23 protein-coding genes and 3 pseudogenes are annotated in these 23,691 nt (G+C 57.5%); 14 read left to right on the forward strand and 12 right to left on the reverse strand.

Features of this window, described 5'->3' with window-relative positions; all coding sequences use genetic code 11:
- Positions 1-64 precede the first annotated feature (64 nt).
- Positions 65-529 (reverse strand): PRC-barrel domain-containing protein, encoded by a 465-nt coding sequence (locus tag L0U84_RS10340; RefSeq protein WP_233849668.1) that lies wholly within the window; start codon positions 527-529, stop codon positions 65-67.
- 245 nt (positions 530-774) lie between these two features.
- On the opposite strand from L0U84_RS10340, the gene L0U84_RS10345 reads away from it, so the two are divergent.
- The 3 genes from L0U84_RS10345 to L0U84_RS10355 all read left to right on the forward strand — a co-directional run bounded on the left by L0U84_RS10345 (position 775) and on the right by L0U84_RS10355 (position 2,239).
- On the forward strand, positions 775-1,227 hold the full coding sequence (locus L0U84_RS10345) for a hypothetical protein (protein WP_233849644.1): 453 nt from the start codon (positions 775-777) through the stop codon (positions 1,225-1,227).
- A gap of 183 nt (positions 1,228-1,410) precedes the next feature.
- Entirely contained in the window at positions 1,411-1,884 is a 474-nt protein-coding gene (locus tag L0U84_RS10350; protein ID WP_233849645.1) for a PRC-barrel domain-containing protein, read from the forward strand.
- Positions 1,885-2,065: 181 nt separating this feature from the next.
- Positions 2,066-2,239 (forward strand): hypothetical protein, encoded by a 174-nt coding sequence (locus tag L0U84_RS10355; RefSeq protein ID WP_233849669.1) that lies wholly within the window; start codon positions 2,066-2,068, stop codon positions 2,237-2,239.
- A gap of 275 nt (positions 2,240-2,514) precedes the next feature.
- Here L0U84_RS10355 and L0U84_RS10360 read toward each other — a convergent pair whose 3' ends face one another.
- On the reverse strand, positions 2,515-2,844 hold the full coding sequence (locus L0U84_RS10360; RefSeq protein ID WP_233849670.1) for a hypothetical protein: 330 nt from the start codon (positions 2,842-2,844) through the stop codon (positions 2,515-2,517).
- 745 nt (positions 2,845-3,589) lie between these two features.
- Entirely contained in the window at positions 3,590-4,087 is a 498-nt protein-coding gene (locus L0U84_RS10365; RefSeq protein ID WP_233849671.1) for a low affinity iron permease family protein, read from the reverse strand.
- A 429-nt stretch (positions 4,088-4,516) separates the two neighbouring features.
- On the opposite strand from L0U84_RS10365, the gene L0U84_RS10370 reads away from it, so the two are divergent.
- Positions 4,517-6,223: a hybrid sensor histidine kinase/response regulator gene (locus L0U84_RS10370; protein WP_233849672.1), complete on the forward strand. Its 1,707-nt coding sequence runs from the start codon at positions 4,517-4,519 to the stop codon at positions 6,221-6,223.
- Positions 6,224-6,266: 43 nt separating this feature from the next.
- Here L0U84_RS10370 and L0U84_RS10375 read toward each other — a convergent pair whose 3' ends face one another.
- The 3 genes and pseudogenes from L0U84_RS10375 to L0U84_RS10385 all read right to left on the reverse strand — a co-directional run bounded on the left by L0U84_RS10375 (position 6,267) and on the right by L0U84_RS10385 (position 9,160).
- Positions 6,267-6,704: a response regulator gene (locus L0U84_RS10375; protein ID WP_233849674.1), complete on the reverse strand. Its 438-nt coding sequence runs from the start codon at positions 6,702-6,704 to the stop codon at positions 6,267-6,269.
- A 254-nt stretch (positions 6,705-6,958) separates the two neighbouring features.
- Positions 6,959-7,792, reverse strand: a complete 834-nt coding sequence (locus tag L0U84_RS10380; protein ID WP_233849676.1) for a CHAD domain-containing protein — start codon at positions 7,790-7,792, stop codon at positions 6,959-6,961.
- A 405-nt stretch (positions 7,793-8,197) separates the two neighbouring features.
- Positions 8,198-9,160, reverse strand: a pseudogene (locus L0U84_RS10385) (SOS response-associated peptidase family protein).
- Between the two features lie 142 nt (positions 9,161-9,302).
- On the opposite strand from L0U84_RS10385, the gene L0U84_RS10390 reads away from it, so the two are divergent.
- Both L0U84_RS10390 and L0U84_RS10395 read left to right on the forward strand, forming a co-directional pair.
- The gene (locus L0U84_RS10390; protein ID WP_233849678.1) at positions 9,303-9,692 is read left to right on the forward strand and encodes a response regulator; all 390 of its coding nucleotides are present in this window, start codon (positions 9,303-9,305) and stop codon (positions 9,690-9,692) included.
- A 352-nt stretch (positions 9,693-10,044) separates the two neighbouring features.
- Positions 10,045-10,296, forward strand: a complete 252-nt coding sequence (locus L0U84_RS10395) for a hypothetical protein (RefSeq protein WP_233849680.1) — start codon at positions 10,045-10,047, stop codon at positions 10,294-10,296.
- Positions 10,297-10,362: 66 nt separating this feature from the next.
- Here L0U84_RS10395 and L0U84_RS10400 read toward each other — a convergent pair whose 3' ends face one another.
- The 3 genes and pseudogenes from L0U84_RS10400 to L0U84_RS10415 all read right to left on the reverse strand — a co-directional run bounded on the left by L0U84_RS10400 (position 10,363) and on the right by L0U84_RS10415 (position 12,663).
- The gene (locus L0U84_RS10400) at positions 10,363-10,623 is read right to left on the reverse strand and encodes a hypothetical protein (protein WP_233849682.1); all 261 of its coding nucleotides are present in this window, start codon (positions 10,621-10,623) and stop codon (positions 10,363-10,365) included.
- 396 nt (positions 10,624-11,019) lie between these two features.
- Positions 11,020-11,288, reverse strand: a pseudogene (locus tag L0U84_RS10405) (DUF1269 domain-containing protein); the annotation flags it as partial.
- Positions 11,289-11,898: 610 nt separating this feature from the next.
- Positions 11,899-12,663: a hypothetical protein gene (locus L0U84_RS10415; RefSeq protein WP_233849686.1), complete on the reverse strand. Its 765-nt coding sequence runs from the start codon at positions 12,661-12,663 to the stop codon at positions 11,899-11,901.
- 885 nt (positions 12,664-13,548) lie between these two features.
- Here L0U84_RS10415 and L0U84_RS10420 point away from each other — a divergent pair.
- The 3 genes from L0U84_RS10420 to L0U84_RS10430 all read left to right on the forward strand — a co-directional run bounded on the left by L0U84_RS10420 (position 13,549) and on the right by L0U84_RS10430 (position 15,316).
- Complete coding sequence (locus L0U84_RS10420) at positions 13,549-13,908, forward strand: hypothetical protein (RefSeq protein WP_233849688.1); 360 nt, start codon at positions 13,549-13,551, stop codon at positions 13,906-13,908.
- Between the two features lie 11 nt (positions 13,909-13,919).
- Positions 13,920-14,555, forward strand: coding sequence for a hypothetical protein (locus tag L0U84_RS10425; protein ID WP_233849690.1), 636 nt, complete (start codon positions 13,920-13,922; stop codon positions 14,553-14,555).
- 341 nt (positions 14,556-14,896) lie between these two features.
- On the forward strand, positions 14,897-15,316 hold the full coding sequence (locus tag L0U84_RS10430; protein ID WP_233849692.1) for a hypothetical protein: 420 nt from the start codon (positions 14,897-14,899) through the stop codon (positions 15,314-15,316).
- A gap of 90 nt (positions 15,317-15,406) precedes the next feature.
- Here L0U84_RS10430 and L0U84_RS10435 read toward each other — a convergent pair whose 3' ends face one another.
- A complete protein-coding gene (locus L0U84_RS10435) occupies positions 15,407-16,126 on the reverse strand; it encodes a hypothetical protein (RefSeq protein WP_233849694.1) in 720 nt (239 codons plus the stop codon).
- A 1,615-nt stretch (positions 16,127-17,741) separates the two neighbouring features.
- Between L0U84_RS10435 and L0U84_RS10440 the strand changes: the two genes are divergently transcribed.
- Positions 17,742-18,071 carry a hypothetical protein gene (locus tag L0U84_RS10440; protein WP_233849696.1) on the forward strand — a complete coding sequence of 110 codons (330 nt, stop codon included), beginning with the start codon at positions 17,742-17,744 and terminating at the stop codon, positions 18,069-18,071.
- Between the two features lie 636 nt (positions 18,072-18,707).
- Here the strand turns inward: L0U84_RS10440 and L0U84_RS10445 are convergent.
- Both L0U84_RS10445 and L0U84_RS10450 read right to left on the reverse strand, forming a co-directional pair.
- The gene (locus L0U84_RS10445; RefSeq protein ID WP_233849698.1) at positions 18,708-19,187 is read right to left on the reverse strand and encodes a hypothetical protein; all 480 of its coding nucleotides are present in this window, start codon (positions 19,185-19,187) and stop codon (positions 18,708-18,710) included.
- 67 nt (positions 19,188-19,254) lie between these two features.
- A pseudogene (locus L0U84_RS10450) lies at positions 19,255-19,553 on the reverse strand (HU family DNA-binding protein).
- 226 nt (positions 19,554-19,779) lie between these two features.
- On the opposite strand from L0U84_RS10450, the gene L0U84_RS10455 reads away from it, so the two are divergent.
- The 4 genes from L0U84_RS10455 to L0U84_RS10470 all read left to right on the forward strand — a co-directional run bounded on the left by L0U84_RS10455 (position 19,780) and on the right by L0U84_RS10470 (position 23,589).
- Positions 19,780-20,454, forward strand: coding sequence for a hypothetical protein (locus L0U84_RS10455; protein ID WP_233849700.1), 675 nt, complete (start codon positions 19,780-19,782; stop codon positions 20,452-20,454).
- A gap of 513 nt (positions 20,455-20,967) precedes the next feature.
- Positions 20,968-21,702, forward strand: a complete 735-nt coding sequence (locus tag L0U84_RS10460; RefSeq protein WP_233849701.1) for a DUF3577 domain-containing protein — start codon at positions 20,968-20,970, stop codon at positions 21,700-21,702.
- An 836-nt stretch (positions 21,703-22,538) separates the two neighbouring features.
- A complete protein-coding gene (locus L0U84_RS10465) occupies positions 22,539-23,006 on the forward strand; it encodes a hypothetical protein (protein WP_233849702.1) in 468 nt (155 codons plus the stop codon).
- Positions 23,007-23,148: 142 nt separating this feature from the next.
- Complete coding sequence (locus tag L0U84_RS10470; protein ID WP_233849703.1) at positions 23,149-23,589, forward strand: DUF6573 family protein; 441 nt, start codon at positions 23,149-23,151, stop codon at positions 23,587-23,589.
- Positions 23,590-23,691: the final 102 nt, after the last annotated feature.

Here is a 23,691-nt window from a genome sequence, read left to right on the forward strand (position 1 = left end):
AGTGATCCGCGCATTCGGTCTCGAGCCCCTTAAGGGTCGCGGGCGCGCCTGCGAGCGCGACACGTCAAAAGTTGCCCGACCCTGAGTCCTCCACGTTCCTCACATCCGACCAGTAAGGGTCGCGGTTGTAGTACTGATGCACGGTGGTACCCCACGAGGCGTCCGCCATTGAAGGCCAATGGTCCTTGTCAAAACCGGGGTCGTCCTTGATTCGCTGTGCGGCGATGCTGACGTGAAAGCACTCCGCGTCGGTATCGAGCGTCAATGCGTTCCACGGAATCGCGTGCAGACTTGTGCCCATCCCGAGAAATCCGCCCTCGGAGAGCACCGCGTATGCAATCCTGCCGCTTCGCACGTCGAGCATGATGTCGGAAATCTTGCCGACATCCGCGCCATCTGACGAAATAACGGTCGTCCCCTTAAGTGTCGCTGCAGCCATCACGTCGGGACCGGGTCCGTCACCGGTACCGCTGCCGACAATTTGCGCCCCGCTGCCAGGTGGGCTCCCTTGTGGGTCGAATGTGCTCATGACGTTCTCCGGATTGTCAGGTGGAAAGCTTCATCGGCGCAACGAATATGCCACGCGGGTTACTTGGCGCTGGGACTCAGGCAATACCTTGAAGACCGGAATGGCGTCGCGGGGCGCACCAGTGTCACGGGCATGAGCGAAGACGGTATATGGACTGGAAGTCACGCTGCTAGCGCGGTCGTCTGGCCAGGTATAGCCCTTGCACACTTGAGTGCGTATCAGCTGATGACCTATGGAGGAAACGCATGCCACAAGTCATCGTTGCGCTGTTCGGCTCATATCATGACGGCGATGAGGCGCTTCGCGCGCTGCGGGCATTCGGGTTAAGCCTGGACCATGGACATTTATACCGGAGCGGAAAACGCACCCCGGCGACGCCTGTCTCTGTCAACACTCCAGAGCTGGACTGGCGTCTCCACGAGTTCGCGGAGTATGCCGCGCATGGAGAGCGTCCCGGCGCAGGCGCGAACCGATACAACCCGGAGACGGCAGATTTGGACCTCAGCGCCGACACTGCTGCTCCCGTGAGCGTCGACACAATCTCGCGTACGCTTCTAGTGATTGAGGACACGACTGGCCTGAGACCTGCCGCCGTTTGCGAGGTGCTTTATGACTACGGCGCACTTGCAGTAAAGGACGCGGCCGGCCACTGGCGCTTTTCACCCAACCGGAAGGTCTGCCGCAGCCAGGAATCGTGATTTGATTCGCGACCGCCAGTTTTCTGACGCCGTGATTGCTGGTGCGGCTGACCGAGCGACTGAGGCGAACCATGGTGATGCACATAGCCATTGCAGAGTCGCACCGGTCGCCCCCTTGCTCATCCGCCCCAACCTGGAATGCCGCTTGCGCGTTCCAGAAGCACCATTTCAAGGAGGTGAATCATGGGCTCAATCAACCCGCAAGGTGGCACCCAAGGCGGGGCCAATATTGTAGGCGGTGGCATCGGCGAAGGCCCGGGGCCGGACATCATGGGCGCAGCAACCCTGGACGGAACCAAGGTGATGTCTGCCGACGGCGAACATGTGGGGAAAATTTCAGACATCATGCTGGACGTCCGAAGCGGACGCATTGCCTACGCAGTGCTGGCGGAGGGAGGATTCCTCGGAATGGGGGCCAATCTGCACGCCATCCCATGGAGTGCACTGACGCTCGACACGGACGAAAAATGCTTCCTGGTCGACATTACCGCCCAGCGCCTCAAGGACGACCCCGGTTTTGACAAGGACCACTGGCCCGTCATGGCGGACGCAAAGTGGGGAACGTCGATGCATACCTACTACAACCGGGACCCGTACTGGTCGGCCGCCCACGAAGTGCTCGAAAACGACCCGAGCATCAGGCCGAGCGAGCACTAAGAAACACAACGACTAAGCCCACCCGGGCGTCATTCAGGCCTGTGAAACGGGCAATACGTGCAGAGGACCGGGTAGCGCCGAGAACGGGTGTTCACGACCCCATGGCGAACAAAATGGGCGCCCCCGGCTCGCGGAATAGCCTTTGCTCGAATCAAATCATCAAACCCCGCCGGAGACAAGCATGGCTACCAATCCCAAGCAGCAGAACCCCTCAAGTGACAAGTCCGAAGAGGATATCGACAAGGCGGTTGAAGACACCTTCCCGGCCAGTGACCCGCCCGCGACAGGCGGGACGACCCGCATTGAGTCAGAGGACGGCGAGGAGGTCGACGAGGACCAGGGTAACCCGCGGTAATCGCCGACAGGCACGAGCACGTGTGTCGATACCCGGAATCTGCAAAAGCCGTGGCTGGGTGTCGCGACCGACACCTAGCCCGGCAGGTCTCCTTGGGTGGCGTTCGAGGTAGGAATTGCGAGACACTAAATGGAGACAGCCTGACCACAAACGGAAGCAACGAGAGCACGCGAGCCGGCACAACCAGAAGGCGAAAAGCTATCTGACCGTTCACCGGAGAAGCAGAGGGCAGTCAGGCGAATCTTCGGCGGCCGCGACTAGCATGGCGACAGTTATCACCCAGTTCTCTTTTTACGTGCAAAAGTGAGCGCAGAAGCGTTTGCAGGTTGCGGAGCTACTCCATGGGTTGCGTAATGCCGAACCGCAGCCGCGCCCTCAGCGTTTGAGCGTTCATCAAGTCTTTTCGCCAATGCCAATAGAAAATGTTCTAAATGTGCGCTCCCATGTCTTGCCAGAAAATTGGCCCTCATCTCCTCGATACACGCGTGCCGCGACTCGGGAGATAGCATGCTTGAAACATGCGATGCTCCGACGGACAGCTCCAGCAGATACGCAGTTTCAATGCGAACCGGTGCGGCGCTTTCTCCCTTCGCTCTCTTGTTCATGCTCTGTCTCCAATCGGTATTCGGCGCGACCTGCAGGAAGTGTCCCGGTGTGGATGCGCTTTTTGTCTATAACAACCTGGTGACGTCATGACTTGCCGCAAGGAATAGATATGCGTAATGTCGGGAATCACGAGGTCTGCCCGGGATGCCGCCCGCCAGGCCCCGTTAAGGGCCAAAGCTCAACCATCTCGGTGTTCTCGATTTGGCCTCAGGCGCGGTCCTCCACCCCTGAGGCCCCCGTGGACTTGAGGTCGACCGACGACCTGAGACCTATCGCTCAGCTTCCACCCGAGGCAGGATTGGTAGCCGACGAAGGCGTGGCAGTCCCCGCCTTCTTGTGCATCTTTTTGTGCGAACTCGTTGTTGCGGGTGCCATGGTATTGGCCCCTGACGCGCCAGAGACGGAGTCGGTCGAGCCGCCGGGGTTTGGCTTGCTCATTCCTGTGCCGCCTTGGCCTCCAGCGGCGCCGCCGCCCGCGCTTTGGGCGAAGACGCCACCTGACATTCCGACCAAAAGTGCTGAAATCAAAACTCCTTTCGTCGCAGCTCGCATCGCAGTCTCCTCAAGTACAAATCGGCTAACGCCGGACGGCGTTAGCCCTGTTCGGGACCGCAATCCGCATACCACGCCGGTGGGCAAAGCGGCGCGCAATCACCTGACAAGGGAAACATCTGTTGCGAAACGAGAGAAGTGCTGCCGCCGTGGCCCGCTTCGCGCTCACCCGGTCAGGCTCTGGTTCTTTCCTCACGGCAGGCCTTGACGTCCCGCTGCGGCACGGACAATATCCTCGTCGTTTGGATTCTTTGTCGATAGCCGAAGGTAGGCGGCCGCCAGCCTCCGCAATTCCTCTTCGGTCGCATCCTCGATTCCGATTAGATGATTGTCCGCGGCCCGGTGGGACGCGAGGAGCTCATTGAGCTTGAGATGCACTGCGACGCTGTCCTTGTTCTGGCTCTGCTGAATCAGGAACACCATAAGGAATGTGACGATGGTCGTGCCGGTGTTAATCACCAGTTGCCAGCCATCCGAGTAGTGGAACAGCGGTCCAGTAATCACCCACGCAGCAACAGTCGCTACGGCAAGACAAAAGGCCACCGGTGATCCTGCCCAGCGCGTTACCAGACTGGCAAAGGAGTCAAATGCTCGAGCTAAGGGATGCTGTGTCGCATATGCGGGGCTTGACGTATCGGGAACCGTATCCAGTTCGTCTGTCGGAGCCGGGGCTTCGTGTGCTGGTTTCATTAGCCTGCTCCGGGATGTTGGTCTACCTGCGCAGCAACATACGTGCCAATGGGCTAAATACACCGGAGCAAGCCGAGGGTCGCCGTCGACCCTGCTTTCAGTCCGGCCGTTCCCTGATCGCCATCGCTGATATTGCGTAAGAACGGCCAGCTTGCGCGGAATATCGTGCAATCTTTGCCGCTCCTTGTATCGTCCGAGCATATGTTAGTTTGAGTTGCGTCAAAAATCGTTCCGTCGATTGCGGCGCGTTTTGTGCTTAGGAGCCTAAAATGAGAGAGTCGGCCTTCAGGGCCATCTTGCGATTGATAGGCCGGGCCGACGCTGTCAGCGTTTTCCTTTGGGTTGTCACACCTCGTGACTGACCAGGCTCTCTGCAGCGGCCACCGCCGCCCTCCTTCTCGTCCACTCCTGGGAAGCTGTGCATCGTTCATGGAAAGCAATCCCGCGCTCACTGATAACGACGAGCTTGCTAGAAGGCCGGCCCGGCAACCCGACTACGCGGCTGAAATCAAAGCGCTTGTCCGACTCGCGAAAGCCCAGACTGAACCAAAAACTCGTCTGTGGCAGGAAATCGCGGAAGCCGCGCTCGCAGTCTGCGAAGCCGGCAGCGCAGGGATTAGCGTCGTCGAAGGCAGCGGTGAAAATCGGTACTTCAGATGGCAGGCTGTGGCGGGTGTGTGCGCTGCCCTTAGGGGCAAGACAACTGCATGGAACGAATGCCCATGTTCGGTAGCGCTTCAGAAAGGCACGCCGCAACTGTTCATTCGGCCGCAGCTACATTTCCCATGTCTTCAGTTCGCGAACGTCGACGTCACGGAAGGTGTCGTTGTTCCGATAACCTGCGGCGATGTGCAGCTAGGCGCAATATGGGTGATGTCCCACACTGCCGACCGCCAGTTTGATTGCGAAGACATTCGGCTGCTGTCAAACCTCGCAGTGTTCGCCGGAACAGCACTGACCGTCGTGGACACGCGCGACAATGGAATTGCAAGCGACCAGAGGCACAATGAGTTCATCGCTATGCTCGGGCATGAACTGCGAAATCCGATGGCACCCATCGACAGCGCTATTGGTGCTGCTGCGCGCCTGTGCGCTGATAACGCCAAGGCCGTAGAAGTACTGACCGTGGCTCAACGACAGATGAGACACTTGCGCACGCTCGTCGATGACCTGCTCGACGCAGCACGGTTGAAACACGGCAAACTTGCCATCAAGCACACGGATACGTCTCTCAACGAAATTACTTTCGACGCTGTAACGGCGGTCAAGCATCACTTCGAGTCTCGCCGGCATACCCTGAAGATCAATGGCCTCGAGGCGCCTGTCCCGGTTCGCGCGGACCACGTTCGACTGAGTCAGGTTCTGGGCAACGTCCTTTCGAACGCGGCGAAGTACACGCCGGTGGGTGGGGTAATCGAAATGACTGTTGATGTCGATGCCAGTGCTGGACCCCCTCCGGATGGCGCGGTCATTATCACCGTCAAAGATAATGGAATCGGAATTGATACGACGGTGCAGCCGCACATCTTCGAACTTTTTGCGCAATCTGCCCGGGGACACTCGCGAGCTGAAGGCGGACTCGGAATTGGCCTCGCCGTTGCGAAACGGTTGGTCGAGTTGCACGACGGCACCATCGCTCTTCAAAGTGAAGGCGCCGGCACCGGCACAGTCGTCACTCTACAGTTGCCAATCCTTCGCGGGCCATCGGCACAGGACCAGTCCGAGCCGTCGGCAGAGAGTGCGGCCCCCGACTCTGTACGACTCCTGCTGGTCGATGACAATCCGGACGCTCTGATGTCGTTGGGCACGTTGTTGGAGCTTGAAGGACACGATGTGACCACTGCAAACAATGGACGCGACGCAATTCGCCTTGTTGCGGAGGTCCGACCGCAGGTCGCAATCATTGATGTGGGCATGCCAGACGTTGATGGGTTCGATGTTGCGCGCGCTGTTCGCTCCGACCACACCCTGAATGACATTACTTTGGTAGCGTTGACCGGATATGCCGCCGAGTCTGATAAATCAAGAGCGTTAGCAGCGGGCTTCGACTATCACCTGACGAAGCCACTCTCGCTGGAGAAGCTGCAATATCTGCTTGCGAATCGAAAAGGTGGACAATTGGGCGGACTCGTTTAACAGCAACGCAAGTCGACCGCCGCGAGGCTACCCGGACCTCACGTCAGGAAATCAGTACGGAAGATACCGGCTGCCAACGCGACATCGCCCGGTCGGAACCCACGGGCCGCAGCGTTTCGCGCGAAGGCCGAGACAGAAGCAACGACCCTACCGTGGACTCAAGCGCGTCAAGGTCTATAGGCTTGAGCAAGAATGCGTTCCAGAGGGCCGGTATCCGGTGAGGTTGTGTATGAGCCGAGACCATAATTACCGGTATCGCGGAAAGGGCTGGGTACAACTTAAGATGACGGCACAACTCAATGCCGTCCATCCCCGGCATGGTGCAGTCTGTGACTATGAGGTCCGGCATCATTCTTCCAGCCTTGTTGAGCGCCGTCTTGCCGTCTTCCGACAAAAATACCCTGTATCCCTGCCACTCCAGAGCCATGCTTATAGCGGCCAGAATGTCTGGTTCGTTGTCCACGAGGAGAATGGTTGGCATTGGGGGCGTCCGGAGCGGTTACACATCCATCGCAACAACCATACCGAAAGGCGAAGATTGGTCGGGGCAGATATCGCCGGTTGCGGTGGTCGACAAGAAATCGCAAATGGACCAAGCTGGAGACTGAAACGACCGTCGCACAGCGGATTCCCTGCTCAATCGGCAAATACTACTGTACGAAAGATGAACGACAGTCAACTCTCCTGGAACGAACCGGCCCGGGTCTAAGCGCTTCGGCAGCTCCCCACCAATCCTCAAAGCAATTTCGCGGCTGCCCGGACTCTGTGCTTCCGCTCCTTCTCCAGTATGCGCAGCGCGTCTCTGACGGCACGATCATCCTTGAAGAGCTCCGGATTGTTATTTATCAGCGCCTCGCTGGCGACGACATCATTTAACGAGCCGAACCTTTTTTGAATCCTCTTCAATTCCTTCACAGTTTTCAGCTGCTTCGTTCCTAGTAGGGGCTCGAAAAAGTCCAGCAGATACCGCACCTTCTTCCCAGCTTTGCGCACTTCGTGATAGGCCGCGTAATTAGAACGCTTACTGCGGGAGGCGACGCGCATACGCTTATGCAATGACTTTTCTGCGGCGTCCAGCCGCTTGCGTGCGAACCTCTTCAGCGATGTGTTTTTATGCGTTTCGTTCAAAGCTGCGCTGGAGCTGGTGACGGCATCCTGAAGTTCAAAACTCATACTGGCGTGCGAGAGCTCCTCACGGCTTCTCTCGGAAGCGGCGGCTCTCGCGGCTCGAAGTCGGTCAAAGGGCGTCCGCCTAGGTCCCACCGTTTCGCCAAGTATCTCGATAAGGATGTCCCAGTCACGGGTCTGTCCAGCAGACCCCGCAAGTTGCTTGAATAGAGCTCGCTGCCGGTCATCAAGTCCGCTATCCAGCAACGGTCGGTACGCCCAGAGAAGCGACCTCAGCCGTCGAAGCGCCACGCGAAGCTTGTGAAGGACTTCGGCGTCAGGGTCAGCCTCCAACGCACTAGCATGAGCGATGGCTTCGCGCACCAAAGGCTCTGCATATGAGGAAAAATGCGACTCAGCACTGTCTGACTCGGGCGGGCTCGCCTCGGCTTCCGTTTTCATACAGCCTCCCTCGTGATTCGCATAACCGAGCAAGAGGGGTTCCTGCCAGACGGATTTTCGACATCAGCAGGCGGCGGCCAGCCCCGGTCATGCAGAGTGGCTGTGAACCAGCTTCCGATGGCCCTGAAGACAAAACGACGCCAAGCATAGATTCAATGCTGGCCCGCGTTCAGCAGCATCCAAGTCTGAATTGTCGCTGGCCCCGCAAGAATTCGCGCGAACACTCCGTAGCACCTAACGCAGCTGTAGTGCTCTTCTAATCGCGCATCCTTCTCCTCGCGGACGCCATCGAGCCTGAGGTTCTGGTGCGGAGGCTCTGCGGCCGACTTGCCGGCAAGCTCAGCGCAGGGCACACAGGGTTGAATCCAGAGGTCCATTCTTCATCTGCCGACAATCTGCGAGTTATCACGCGGCCAATCGATGCTCGTAGTATGGCCGGTCCCTGTCATCAAGTATCGCGTATATTGCGTCCAGATTCTTTGGGTCCGGGTTGAGCCACGCGCCTATGTTTTCTGGCCTGATAGGAATAATGCAGCGGTCGTGGCCGGCGGCCGCGACCTCCTCCGGGGGCTCGTCCGTTATCGCCGCAAACGACAGCAAGTCCGGCTCGCCGGGCGCCGACCAGCGTGACCAAAGACACGCGACCAACATCAATTGGCCGTTGCTCGGACGAAATTCCAACACGATGTTTTCGTCTCGCTCGTGTGTCTCAGATAGCGTTCCCTCAAACTTCGCTTTGCTCACGTTTTCGTAGAAGACGTCAACAAGCATTACGCCGTGCGTGTACCCAAAACATGGTCGCCAAAAACCCTCAAGGTTGTCGCGACGAGCGTTGTATGTCCGGGGATATTTGACATCGTAGGCAGCCGGTTTGCCAGCAATACGACACTGATAACGCATTGGTTTCAAGACGCGTTGGCCGTCTTCGATGACCATGACTGGCGCGTAGTGGCCGGCGAAAATCCGCGAGTCCCGCGGCTTGGATTCGGTCCATTGCATGTCATCGAGCTTGCCTCGGGTCCAAGCAATCTTGTCAGTGGCGATTCGCTGGTTTTCAGTTGCGGCCTTGGTTGTCTTTGTCTGCAGTGTCCGTTCAGCGTCCGCGAGCCGCTTGCGCTACTTGAACAACTCCTGCTCGAGCTTTGTCACCTGGTCAGCGTCGAACCGGTCGATCACGGTCTTGATTTCGCGTTCTGCTTCAGTTGCCGGGGAGCTAAACGCATCTTCCATCGCCTTGGGTATCTTAGCTTTGCTAACGCCTTCTGCTCGTTCGAAGAATAGGCGCGCGAACTCATGGATGTCCATCGTCGCGCCAAACATGCGTACGAACCTGCGATAGTCAGCTTGAATCTGGGCCGAGTAGCACATCCTTGCGTCCGTTGGGTCTCCCCATGATACGCATCCTCCAAAACGACGCGAGCACGACGGACGTGAGACTTCGACGAGATTGGTGTGAACTTTGGCCGGTCTCCAGTTGCCGAACACATATGTTGCGGCTCGGACAACTGACATGACAAGCGTATTGCTCGTTGATGATGAGGTGGAAGCTTTGGCTGCCTGGAGCGCCATTTGTGCCGCAGATGGATTTGAGGTCAGGAGCGCGCCCGATGGTCAATCAGCGCTCGCAATGTTCATCGAACGCCCTGTGGACATTGTGGTAGCCGACTGGCGTATGCCGAACATGTCAGGAAGCGAACTCTGCCACCAACTGCGTACGCTCCCCGGATTAGCCGATGTTGTCTTTATACTGGTTTCAGGAGAGCCAAGCCCACCCGCCTTCGTCAGCTACGATGGTTTCCTTCGCAAGCCCGTGGATGGGCAAATTTTACTCGCCACAATGCGGCGACTGCTGACAGAACACGCAACTCATCGAGAGCAACGCGGCAGCTGGAAGAAGTAGTCAGCCGGCCATCTGTTTCCGCGCAAGACGCGAGCGCCAAAATCGTTGCCGGCCTCATCAACTGCCGGGGCAGCAAGAATTTCTGCTCGCCGTAGTTCCCGCGCCCACTCGCGCGGCGCCTGTACGCGCCCACTGTTGCATGTCCGTCATTTAGGCTTGTCGAAAAGCGAACCTTCTGCGAGGCGCCAATCAGGTTGCTCCGGTCTGATTGGGCAGGTTTTCGGTCCTCGCTTGCAAGGAGCTCCTTTTGACATCATTCTCCGGAGAGTCCCTGGCACGTACGTTGCATCGATACGTGTAACGAGGGGCGATAAATCTGAATGCGCCTTTTCCCTGGACCGAGAGGACAAAAATGGCCAGCACCGGAGAGCAATCCTTACGTGTCGTGGTGGAGAAATGGCTTGATTTCAACGCCCTCAGCGCCGCAAGAATCACTGCGTTTGGCCGTACGCGCTCGGCGGGAACCCGCTACGTCTGCGTTGAGACCATACACGACAGTGAGAAGGTCGCACTGTTTTTCTTTCGTCATGACGACGGCTGCTGGAGGGTTTTTCCTCCCGCTCCGACGTTGCCAGCGATGACCCTGGAGCGCCTGGCTGCGTAGCATGACTTTTTTGTCGTCTGCACCGAATAACACAACTCGCTCCAATAGCGTCGAGTCTTCGCTGGACTAGACACGAACCAAGAGCTTGCCAAGGTTCCGTCCGTCGAAGAGACTGTTGAGCGCCGCCGGCAACTCATCAAATCCGTCGACGTATGTCTCATGGAAAGTCGTCTTGACGATGCGGCCCCGATGTTCTTCGATTTTCGGATCGACGAGCGCTTGCCGGTGCCCCTTCAATTGGGCGAGCGTGCCTTCCTCGTCTGTGCCCATCAGACGGCTGTAGCCGGCTACATCAGCAGCCAGAATTGCTGCAAGCCTGCGCTCCACGATGCATCCTCCAACAGGCGTCCTCCGGAAGAAGGAAATGGATATTCTCCGGATGACCAAGGATACGCGCCGCTCTAAGAAGTAGACCACCAAAAATTGTAAGGGCGGCGCTCGAACAAACGTCCCGATGATCGAAGTGCCATTCTGCTTTCAGGAGCGGCCCAAATGCCCAGCACCTTTAAACCATAAGGATAATAGGTTCCAAGTGTGAATGGCCGTCTTTAATCCGCTTCTCCCCGTCATTGACTTCGCGAATTGAATGGCCGGTTCCTAAGTGGAACCGACGCCTGAATGTCCGAGCAACGGTGCACGCGAATGGCCCCTCATGGCCGCCCTCTGCCTTTCCGCATTCGCTCGCCGCCGCCCAAAGCTGGCGCCGACGGCCTCGACTGCTTCTCAGGGGAAGATCGGTGTCGCGGGTCCGCGCCTTCGAGATCGGCCCTCGGAAAATGCTTCGCGACCATCTGCTCGATCTCTTATTCTTGCGATCCCACCACGTCGGCCAAGATCAAGAGCTGGCCTTCACGCATGGCGCCATAAAAGCGCTCGAATCGTGCGTTCGGTTCGTCGGCGCCGATCATCGCGGCCGTCCAGGCTGCGAAGCCCGCACCCGCCAACGTCAATGCGACGGCAGCTCCGCCGGAAATAGCGGGCTCCGCTGGAGGCTCCCGGGCGAACTGAGCCAGATCACCGCGTCGCACGATCGCTCGCTGCGGCATCCGCGCATCTCGGAAAAGCCTGCTTGTCTGGCCGTGCCCACAACAGGCACGCCGGCTGCGAAAGGTACCCGCAAACGTCGACCACCTCCTTATCGAACTCCATCAGTCGTTTGCCGCCGTTGTCGGGATGCGAATAACCTCGAAGTCGCGAAAACCGCGACGGCGCGCTTTGCGAGTGGTTGGGTCAACGTGAGTTATAAACGTTGCTTCAGCTAACTCTGAACTTTCCGGCGCTGTGGTTCGTTCAACCTTCCGCTGAGAGAATCTCAAAAGCACAGTCCCGTTGGATGCGGCCCGCCTGCCGTTGATGTCAGTGGCACGGCTAGCGCCGCGGGTTGCCTGAAGGGCGCGCGGTGGGCGCCATCGCAGGGAAGTACGCGGTCATAGGTGCGGTAGGATGTCGTATCGTCGGCTGCCACCTTGCGAAGGAAAAGGCACAGAGCTAGGCCGCGCAGCGAAACGCAGCCCCCGCGGCCGCTCACTGATCTGGACTTGGTTCGACAGCCGGGTGCATACAGTTGCACCCGGCTGTCGTCATTCTGAGCCCGGCGTGAGATTAGCTCTTGAGGGCAGAGAACAGGAAGTCGTGATCCCGCCCGGAGGTGACACCGGCCGCAAGCAACCCTGTGGTTCCGTTCGAGTTTTTCGCTGTGACTGCCTCAAACGGCACTGAGGCGCCCGGCAGCACACAGCCCGTCGCGGCGAACGTCACCGTCCCGTCGAACACACCTTTGCCGCTCGAGCGCGGTTTCAGGGAACCGGTAAAGTTGCAGGTCGAGGAAAACCCCGTAAATTGCCCGGTTGAGTCGACCGTGATGGTCGTAGACCCAACGGCGCCGCCTGGGTTCACGATCGACGACCCTGTCCACGTGCCAACGGCTTGCGACAGTGTTGCTGGCGCATCGTAAGCAGTGCTATAGGTTCCATTGAACGAGATCGAATTACCTGCTTCGACGATCGTCCCGGAAATCGACTGTCCGGCCGACACCGTTCCAGTGAGCGAGCCGGAGACCGGATTGAGGCCGTTCTGGAAGTCGCGCGCTGAACTGTCAGAAATCGTATTCCCATTTACTGTGAACGAGCCCTCGACCATGCCGTAGATCACATTGTTAGAGGAATACACCGTGTAGTACTGACCATTCTCCAGTACCAGAGCCTGGATGGTCCTGCCATTATTTGTCGAGCCTTGCCAGAAGCCTTGCGGGCTGACGGAAGGTACCGCGGTTTGCGATGACGCTCCGGGCGATGAACCGCCGCCACCGCCACCGCACGCGCTCAATAATGCTGCGACGGCCAGACATACTGCGCTTGCTTTTCTCATTATTGCCCCTTGAATATTTGCTTTTTATAAGGTTACGGCCCCTCGATGCGGGCGCACCGATCGTAAAAGAGGTGTAAGGGGGCGTCAATAAGGAAAAGACACGAAGGAGCCCCTGCACACAAAAAAGCAGCCCTGACAAACAGGGTTGCGGTGAGGGTGGTGATTTGTCTTGCTAACAGTTCGACGCGTGCAGCGCATCGTTTCGCAGCTTCATCATGCAGGCAGCGTCAGCACGGGAGGCCTGGCTGTCTGGACCCAAGAGCGCAAACGTTAAACCACTGCCATCTTCAGCTTCGAGCACGAACCAAGGTAACCGGCTCAGATCGACCCGAAGCGACCCTTCATAGCGTCGAACCGAATAGCCGTTGCCCGCCCGAACGGCGGCATTCATTTCATAACAACGATAACTCGCGCTGTGGTGCGGTGTACCCGGATGACATAAGACTCAAAAAATAACTATCAAATTCATCAGAGTCGCTATTAAGTTTGGCCCGCCGCAGCCGTAGATTGAAATGCGAGGCCAGATCGTACAAATCGAGACGACTCGCTGATCGCGTACGAACCGGCCGCAGCCGGTATCGGCAAGACGACAATCGACGTGCGCAGGTGTCGCTCTGAGCACCTCCCCGCATCGCGATCCAACATATAAATATGCATAGCAACGCAATAACAGGGGAACCATCGATGTTGAGTAGGACTGTTGTGTGCGCAGCGCTAAGCTGCGTTCTCACTGCATGCGCGTCAGTCGACGCGGCCAAATATGCGCCGTCTGTCGACAACCTTCAGACGCTGAAGTCGTCGGGTGCGGTTGAAGCACGCATCAAGCCGTTCGATGCGCCAGAGACTCACGACAACCCTTATCCCGTGCACCTACGCGCCGCACGCATGCACTCGCCGGTCGGCGACTCGTTTGGTACGTACTTGTCCAACGCGATGGAGCAAGAATTCGCAGTTGCAGGCGACTTGTCCCCGAACGCGAAGTTCGAAGTCAGCGGCGTGCTGCTCAAGAACGATATCGACGCATCGGGTCTGTCGCGCGGAGAAGGGACCATCTCGGCGCGGTTTGTCGTGCGTCGCGGCGCAGACACCGTCTACGACAGCGTTAAAACCGCAACAGGCAGCTGGGACTCCTCGTTTATGGGCGTCGTCGCCATCAACAACGCAACAGCGGCGTATCCGCAGATCGTGCAGACCTTGTTGGCGCAGCTCTACGCCGATCCGGTTTTCATGAAAGCCATTCACTAGAGGGGACGCACATGCAGATTCGCCGATATATCCGCCTTGCCGCCCTGTGGGTCGGCGTCAGCCTCTTCGCGGGCTGTGCGCACAACATCACGATCGCACCCGACGCGGCGTCACTGACGCCCGCGAAGAAACCCGATCAAATCAACGCAACCGTTGGTTTGGTCATTACGAATGCAATGCGCACACAGGAAGTCGTGACGCCCGGCGGTGGCGGCGACAAGGTCGCGTACAAACCGTATCACGATCTTGAATTTCCAGTCTATCTCGCACTTTCGCAGACATTCAGGGATGTCGTGAAGCTCGATGAAACGCCGAGCGAAGCGGCTGCGCGCGCGAGAGGTCTCACGTACGTAATCACACCGGAGATCACGACGACTTCGTCGTCGCCGAGCATAGTCACTTGGCCGCCGACCGACTTTGGTGTCACGTTGACATGCACGGTCTCCGATCCGTCCGGCAAGGTTATCGCGAAGCCACGAGTCACTGGCAGCGGCCATGCCGAGTTCGACGAGTTCAAGCATAACTTAGGGTTATCGGCAGATCGCGCAACGATTGAGGCGGTAAAGAAGTTGCCCGATGCGATCGAGCAGGCACTTGGGACGAGTACCGCGCAGAACGGAACCAGGGCGCAGCCGGCGGTGCATTGAACGAAAACACTAGGCGGACCTGAGCCGCAAGGAGATGTTCAAGAAGGCCCGAATGGAAGAACAGCACATTTGTGTTCTTCAGACGGGCTAGTCCAAGAGGATATGCGATCAAATACAGACGTTCCGGGTGAACTCTCGAACGTCTCTTTGCGGCCCGGTCAGCAAGTGGTCGCTGACCGGGCCAAGAAGCGACATTCGACTACATCATCAAGATCGTCGACAATCGAGGCAACTACAAGCGCGCGAATGGCTCGCGCTGTGGCCGAAACGATGAAAGAACACATTGGCCATTGTCTGTGGCAGCCTCTACTTTACTGCATCCGAACGATGGATTCACTAAAATGATAGTAAAAGAAAAAGGCTCTATCCCACTTCTGCAGCCGGAAGCGCCACGACTAGTCAAGATAGCGGCCCTGCTGTTTGCACTTGTCTGGCTCAGGCAGATGATTTTTCTAGTCCCCCTGCTTTTAGAAGACTTGCGCCAAGGCATCTATGCGTCGCGGGTACAGCAGCAGGCCATTGCAACCTTGGCCTTCTGGCTCGCCCTTAATGCCACGTTGATACTTGCAATGATCTATCAAAAGAACTGGGCCCGAATTACACAAACACTATCGACACTGGTTGGACTACTACTTATTGTATGGGACATTATTTTTGGAAACGACTTTAATCCTGGCGTCGTGTATTTCTCTAATGCAGTAGCAACTGTTCTGCTCTTTCTGCCTTCCGCTGATGCCTGGTTCAAGAAGCGTCAGTATTAGTCCACTGTGGATCGGTTTCGGGCGCCCGCGTCGCGCAGTAGTCGGTCGGAAACGTCGTACGACACTGAAGCGTGTGTCGGTGACAATCGATTAATTCTGATTGCCCACTAACGTATCGACGGCATGAATCGATTGTACGAAGGGTGCGCCGAGCAAGCCAGGATTGACGTCCACATCATACGATCGAGACACTGGGTCTTCCCTGTAATGCGCCTCGCCGCAGGTCAAGGGCAGCGTTATCACGGTCGTACCGGATGCGATCGTCGTCGATGGCGTATCAAGACGCAACCAGCACGACATATGCTTCCCACGCTTGATATGGACGGTTCCAGTCAGGCGAAACCGCTGTGCGGGCAAAAAGCGCTCACCTATAACAGTATTTGCGAGTATCGCGATTGACGGACCTACAAAAAGCGACGAAGTCAGTGCAGCCGTAACCGCTGTTGATGCGATGGCCCCGCCCAGCGCGTGTTTGCGCAATGACACCGGAATCACGTGCAGCAACATCGCGGCAGCCACCAGGAAACCAAGCGTCAACCCATATCTACCTACCAAGAATGGCTGAAGTGTCGGCTCGGCAAGGGCGAGGCATAAGCCAAACACGAAGCCTGAGACGGTCACTAGAAAAACATATGGCCTAGTCAGGCGGGCGTTGCCGAGCTCAGCATTGAGGGGCGCGTATGCGAGCTTTTCGAATCTGAGGGCAATGGCCCGGAGATAGAACGTCACAATCTCTTTCGATTCGCTCGCCAGTTTGTTGAAAACGACCGCGGTTAGACTTCCCTTTTGCAGCGATACCGTGGCTTTCAAGTCTAGCAACGCTCCTACGGCTTTCACCAGTTCGTCGTCGGCCCGTAGCCGAGAAACCATCGCTTCGCTTAATCCGTACACGAGTACACCGCTGCTGAACGGCACCGGCGGGATGAGTCTTAACCACCGGACGAGACGCAAGCCTTTCCCGGATTGGGACGCACGCACGAAACTGACGGCACCCTCGATATCGCACGAAGTCGTAAATGTTGTCGTGCTTTTACCACGACTCTCGCGCACGTCTCGGGGCGGCTCATTAGTGATCGCGTCCGTGCACGCACTCAAGTCGACTCTAGAATTGCCCAAGCGCATCGCTCGTTTTCCTCTGCAAAAGGAGATGCTCACCGGGTTTACGGCACCACGCCTTGAAAACCTGAATTTTTATGGCAGAGATTGTGTTTTCTGCGATTGCGGCATGCTGCGTCGCGATTCGCAAGGCACGGTGTGGTTCATGCGACCACGTTTACCCGAATGCAAACGTTTCAAGCAAGCGACGACTTGCTTGAGAAAGACCGTATTCGTATGATCACTTCACTCTGTTTAATCTGGCCTGATTACCTTCAGTTCTCACAGAAACAACAGGCCGATCGAACGTGAGAACGATGACGGCAGCCGCGTCGGCTAAACCCTTGGTGCATGCTTTACGAGATTACCCAGTCTGATCATATCGACGGTTTTCATAGCGATGAATTTCGCGGGTTCAATCTGATTTATGCCTACTGGTCGTCCGTTTCGTAGACGCCCGATTGTCAATAGCAACGGAGCTTGTGCTTATTGAATTCCGAACATGCAAAGACCCTTGTCAACTACCGCTGCGGCCGGCTTTACTATATCCGCTAACGTTACAGATCTGTTGCGCTTTGCTGGCAGCGGCGTTGAGGACGGAAGTTCTTTCTGGAGCATCTTGGGATTCGTCGAATCGGGCGCCGCGATCATGGACAGGATTGAAGACGTGTAATCAATAGTCGTCACCTTACGCTTAAAGATAGTTGTTGCCATGCAGTTATTGCGATCGCCATCAACCTCATTATTCGAAAATGTATACGACACCCCGCTCAGAAATGCCGCTGCAGGTGAAATATGTCTTGGCAATTGTATGGCTTCAGTTTTTGCTTGGCGGCATGGTTTCCATCTTTCTTTTCAGATCCGTTCATGTGGACAGCGTTCGCAACATTCTTGAGTTTTTTGTCGAATTTGCTCTTCTGTTTCAAATTTTCGTAAATTATCGGTTGGCGACGGGAACTCGTTGGGCTTGCAAATACGTGTTGATCTGCACCTCTATTAGCGTAGTCAAATTTGTTTGGGGTGTTGCAATGAATCAAAAAATCACCTATTTCTGGAGCTTCAATTTCGCTCTGAGTGTCAGTCTCGTCTTGCTACTTCTAACGCCTCAAAGCAAAGAGTTTTACAGGCCGCGCGGCTAACCCCCGTCTCCGGGCGTCACGTGTGACCGATCTCCCAACCGATGAACGGCCGCTCCAGGCAGGTCAGACTGTCTCTCCTGGGTCCGATCAGATCCGACCGCCTCGGGCAGATGTCGGCCAATTTCGGCATTCGGCATCGCGGCGTATATGGTTGACAATCGCCTTCGGGGTCCAATAATACTGAACATTCCATGATCAAATCGAGGCTTGAACAGATTCGGAACTATAGTCTCGCAGCCGTGTTTTCGATCATCTTGGCGTTCCCGCTCTCAGGTGTGACCATAGCCGTCTACATGCTCGTATCCGATCCCTCGGCTATGTTCCAGCGCCCCTTGGCGATTTTGATCACGGCACTGTTCGTCGCCGTCTGGTATGGCGTAGCTATCCCGGTTTCTGGTGGCTTCCCCGTAACCGACGAGGGAGGGGTAAATCGCATGAATGCGTATCCTTTCATCATCGCGACGGCGGCTATTCTGTTTTTCATCTTTTGCCGGGGATGGCGCTGGGTTCGGCGAGCCTAATCCGAGTCGGATATAGCAAACTGCGTATAGATTGTTGGGCGCTGTTCAAGCGACCGCTTTGGAGTAGATCGAACGTCGCTTTCGGGTCGTGAGTACGCGTTCGCTGACAACGACATCTGAGATTCGTGGCTACCGAGATGGGAACGGCAGGACAGTGCCTTGAAGCTGCCCCACGGGCAGCGGCACCTGAACGTCAACTATGGCCGATCAAAAGTCTCTCGTCGATGCGTGACCAGGCCCCACCAAGGAGCTGCAATCCAACGCACCATGGCCGTCAATCCACGGCAAGGTAGCGATACGGAGAGAGGGAATTACATATTGAGGGCCGGCATGGCAGTGGTGCGAGTTCGAACGGCGCTCCAGATCGATTGTCGCCCCAGGGGGCGTGCCAATTCTCCCGAGTGAAGGTGACGACCCATGCCTGTCGCACAAGCGATCCACAGATGCTTCCTTCAATAGACATGCAGGAAGCGGATAACATCATGCACGCCTTACGTTTGCGTGCGCGGGAAGCGCGTCACATCCTGCGACATTCATGCCGACGGTAAAAGCATCGAGAGATGGGTAGCGCGCCATCGCAGCATCAATTCCAGGCAGATGCGCGGCGAGTCCAGGTGGCGAGAAACAGCGGCGATGTCAATGGTTCTCGGCGGAACCCCGATCCCGCTCAGGTATGGGCGAAGGAGCCGTTCCCGCGAGAAAGTGTAGGAGCTGTCGCTCAGCCTCAAGCACCTTGTGAAGAGGCGCGGTTGCCAGTTGTGAGTCATGCAGCGCAAGCAGCCTCTCGAAGACCGGAATTACGTCCTCAGCAAGAATCCATTGGTTTAACCTGTCCGCAAGTTCAAGCGCCGCCTCTACCGCGTATTCCGCCATCTTGTAGCATTCAACCCGTTCGTTCCCGTAGCCTGCCTGCTGAAGAAACCATGCGACGTAGACGACGCGAATGAGCTCATTGAAAAGATGGCCGTTTCCGTGGCCACCCCGGCATACGGCAAGTGCAAGATGGTACGACAGGGACTGCTCCCGTGCGGACGCCTGATCCATTGGAAGAAGCATCGCCTTGGTGAGGGGTTGCCGGGGGCGCGATACGCCCCTGCCACTACGCTTCGAACTCATGTGCTGTCTCGCCGCGCTTACAAAAGTCTCATATCAGCCGCCACCTGGTTTCGTGACTGGCAATTCCTCAAGCATTGACGGCGTCCTTGAACGCCTTGGTCCCCGTCAACGTCACCGTTTTTGCCGCAGGAATTGTGACGGCTCCTCCGGTTAAGGGATTTCGGCCACTATGCTCGGCGATACCCCAGTCGAAAATGAACCGAAACCAATCAGTTATACCGCATCCCCTCGCGTCACCGCCTGTGCGACCATCTCGATGATGGCGTCAACCGCCGCACCCGTATCCGCCCTGGTATTCCCGGAAGACGCCGCAACGCCGTCAATCAGTTCAGTGACATGCGACCCAGCCGCAAATCGACGAGTCAGAACTCTGAGGCACACAGCAAGAATCCAGAAGTTACTCAAGCATTTCGACCTATCCTTCCGGTGCCGCCTAATACCCGATGCAACAACGCTGACGAAATCAATCTGTCAAGCGGCGCGCCCTCGTGAAAATGCCTATGTGGCGAAAAAGCTATCATTCCTGTTCGTTCGCAATCGGGCGCAAACGATTGCTTATACTCTACGCACCTCTTTCTCCGAGGCGCGTCATATGTGGCAGGAATGGTTTGAACTGGCCCAGCTTTTCCGCTGGAACTCCCCAATGGCTCAGGCACTCGCGTCGGCCGCAGTCGGCTCCATCATAACGCTCGCGTGGATTTCGGCAAAGGACGCGAGGGAACGAAGACGTCAGCGGCACGATACCGCGCTGGAAGTGGCGTTATCTCTGGAAGGCTATGCCCGGACATGCCGGACGATGATGCACAAGGCCGCCTGGGCAGCAGCGGAGCCGACTCGTTCTATAAGCCACGAAGTCGTCCACTCTGTTTCCGTCCCGGCTTTCGTCTACCCGGACAGTGTTCGCTGGAACGTCTTTAGCCGCAAGGTTATCTCCGAACTGCGTGAATATCCGGCTACGGTACACGCCGTCCGCGAACATGTAGCGGCGTTCCGGGAGTTCGGTGAGCCGATCGACCTTTGCAGTCAGGTTGAGTACGAATGTGCGAAGACAGCGAAGGCCGCCTTGACGCTGGCTCGGGGCACGCGCCGCCGACACGGCGCTGCGAGGTGGAAACCGGGCGTCAATGATTCGGCGATGGAGCGAGAACTGTCAGACTTCATTGCGAGCGCGGAAGAAAAGCGCAAGGTATCGCTCGATCGTCGGAAGGAGAGCATGATCGACCGGCGCGCGGGCACACGACCGTTCGAAAGCCCACTGAGCGCCTAGTACCTCGACAAAGGGAGCGGAGATCGCTCCAAACGTGCAGTCGGCGTCCACGCGTGGAGCAACGTATCTGCCTGGGACCATTGAAGCTTCCTGAACGGAAGTTCGCATGCGCCTGTGTACGGACACCACACTCCCGATTCACTTAAAGCTGTGGACGCGCGAGACATACATCAAGCCCTATCGTCGAAGCCCCAGAGCTCCCATTACAGTTCGACTGCAGGGTGAAAGAGATTTGCACTGACAGGAGCTTGCCCGCAATGCAATGAAAACCGCGGGGCGGCGCGCATCGCTTGATTTCTGGCAAAGCCTGACTATCATAAAGAACTGATGTAGCCCGCTGGAGCTTGTCCAGCGCCCTTTGCAGTTCAGCAGCATCCTTGCGGCTTCGCTCCGTCCCATGTCTGGATGGCCGCAGGTCTGACGAAGACCCGGAGTTTCCTGTCTGCCCGGTTGGGGAATCAACGATTCCCGGCCGGGGATCCGCGATTCCCCTTTTTCTTTAGGAGAATCGCCATGAACCAGACTGAGCAACCCAGAAAGTACTTTGACCTGCATCTGACCGGCCTCGGTTATCTCTCGCGCGTGCGCGAAGTCACTTCGGCCGGGCAGGGGCGCGCCCGGGCCAGGCCATTTCTGGCCTGTTCGATTGCCGCGTTCCACGGAGATCCCGAGGTTCAGAACGGAATCGTCTACCTGAATCTCGACCTGATCGTCTCGGGCGGAAAGGCCAAGGATGCGATCCTGTCGGTAATGAATGACGCCAATGATCGCGACGTCAAGGTGCTGGTCGGCTTTCGCGCTGGTGATCATTACATCAGCACCTATGAGATCCGGCAGGGCGACCGTGCCGGCCAGATGGGCACAGTCCTGAAAGGCCGGCTGCTCAAGGTCTTCTGGATCAAGGTCGATGGGGTGTTCGTGTTTCAGGACGAACGGCAGGACGATCGTCATGAAGACCGGGCCGAAGATCCAGCCGATAACCCTGACGACACTGTCTTACCTGACGGGCATCAGCAACTGGATGCGCCGGTAACGGGTGATGGAGGCTTCGACGACCCAGTCACCGAAGGCGAGACACCCGATGCCTCCGCAAGCCATACCGTCAGTCGCGACGTGGCAAAGGTTCAGCGGTCGGACCGTCGACAGGATAACGTCGACGATCAACGCTCCGCAGGAAACCCTGCCGGGTATCGACGCGGGACCGGCTTCCTTCGACGCGCTGTCCGACGGACAGGCGCTGCAGGTTGAAGTCGGGTTATTGGTCGCTACGTGTGCTAGCCGTTGAGCATTCACGTGAAACAGGAGAATACCTGTTGATTCGGTATCCTATCTATCCAGATTGAAATTTTTCACCAGTTTTCGGGCGTTTGCGTGTTCGCCCTTCTAAAACACGCCTCGATCCCTGGTTCGTCCGCTTTAGAAAGGCCAGGTGCGATACCGGTTTGTCGGCATCAACATGCGGTTTTTTGATCCCTGCCTCAGGCGCCTTTGCGCTTTTCTCTCCTGAGGACCCACAGGACGCCCGTCGCAGCCGCGAAACCGGCTGCGACTTCTCCCTTCCCTACCCCGGCCACCGCGGGGCAATCTGTGCAGAGCTGCGTCGTCAGTCAGCTTGCTGCAGCGCGACCTCCTGTCATGCTGCGGCAAGCTGACTTTCCGTAGCTTCCCTCTTCGCGTTCCGATTTCCCTGATCTCCCGGGCCGACGGCGGCCTCAAAACGCCGTGCCGTTTGCGCTCGCCGCGCTACCCCCCTGGTTGCCTGCCCGCGGCCAGGGGACATTGGCAGCCGCCCTGCTGTCCGGACGCCTGCCAATGGACGTTTTACCGTTGATCTGCCGGCTGCAGATCCGTCAGGTTGCGGCGTCACTGTGACCACTCTCGCTGTAACCGCAGTTCTTTTCCGGCGCGTTGTCTCGGCGCGGCTGCGTGCCAGTTGGATCGGCATTCGGAATGTTCTCTGACCCGGCTGGCTCAGATCGGTTCACCTGCAGACATCAGGTGGCCAGAAATCTGATCATCCAGTTTTTCCACCCTGAGGGGATGTTCCCCTCAGGGGGCGTCCTCTCATTTTCCGGAGTCTCAAAATGGGCATGGACGTCTTTGGAAACATGCCCCGTTCGGACAAGGGCACTTACTTCCGCAACAACGTCTGGTGGTGGCATCCACTCTGGCACTACTGCGAGACGGTCGCGGCCGACATCATTCCAACCGGTAACCTCGGTCATTCAAACAATGGCTGGGGTCTGGACGACGATGGGGCCAGCGCGCTTGCAGAACGACTGGAGCTTGCCCTCCGCTCGGGTCACACACATAAGTACGCCGAACTGTACCACCAGCGGCTGCGCTCCTTACCGTATCAACCGTGTACGGTGTGCGGCGCCGCCGGTCATCGCGCCGAGCCACCTGCAACCGGGCCCGGACCCTTGTTGTGTAACGCCTGCGATGGCAAGGGCGAGGTACCTGATTTTGAGACGCACTATCCATTCGACGAGGACAACGTCCGCGATTTCGCCGGATTCCTTCGACTGTGCGGTGGATTCCGCATCTGTTAGGCCACGTGTGATCAGCAGTTGACCTTCGCGGTTGACGTTATCTACACCGCGGAACAACGGCCGGCCATTCCGATATTTCCCCCTGGGGCATTGCATCCCCCTGGGGAGCACATGCCCCTTTCACCCGTTCAAGGAGCATGTCATGTCTGTCTACTACTACGATGTCCCGGCTTCAGCTACGCCGTCTCCGGCCCTCGGCCTGCCATCACGCGAGCAGCGTCTGCGTGATGGCAGGCTGGTGGACCTGTCGCGCATTGCCTGCGAGACCGGCTTCAGGGCACCGGTTGCGATTTCAAAAGAGGGATTGGGTGCGTGCCTCGCCGGTCTTCCCGACGGGGATCACGATGCCATTCACGGCCCGTATTCGTCATCCGTTGCAGCGCGGCGCATGTGGTCCGTTTTGTGGGCCGCGGCCGCCGAAGTCATGCATCGGCACGAAGACAGGACAGTCTATTTCAGTGCGCGCCTCGAGTCAGACGATGCCAATGCAGCAACGGCCTCCGAGGTTCATCTGAAACTCGTCATCGATGCGGGGACCAATGACCGGCCCGTCGCAACCATCCTGCTGCCCGACCAGGACTAGTCACATCTGCCTCGGCAACGGACCGACCGCTTGCCTTATTCACCCGTCGCGGGGATGCCTCCCCGCCAGGGAGCATGCTCCGCGAATTTCTTGCTGGAGAAC

This window comes from Paraburkholderia sp. HD33-4 (assembly GCF_021390635.1).
Taxonomy (GTDB): domain Bacteria; phylum Pseudomonadota; class Gammaproteobacteria; order Burkholderiales; family Burkholderiaceae; genus Paraburkholderia.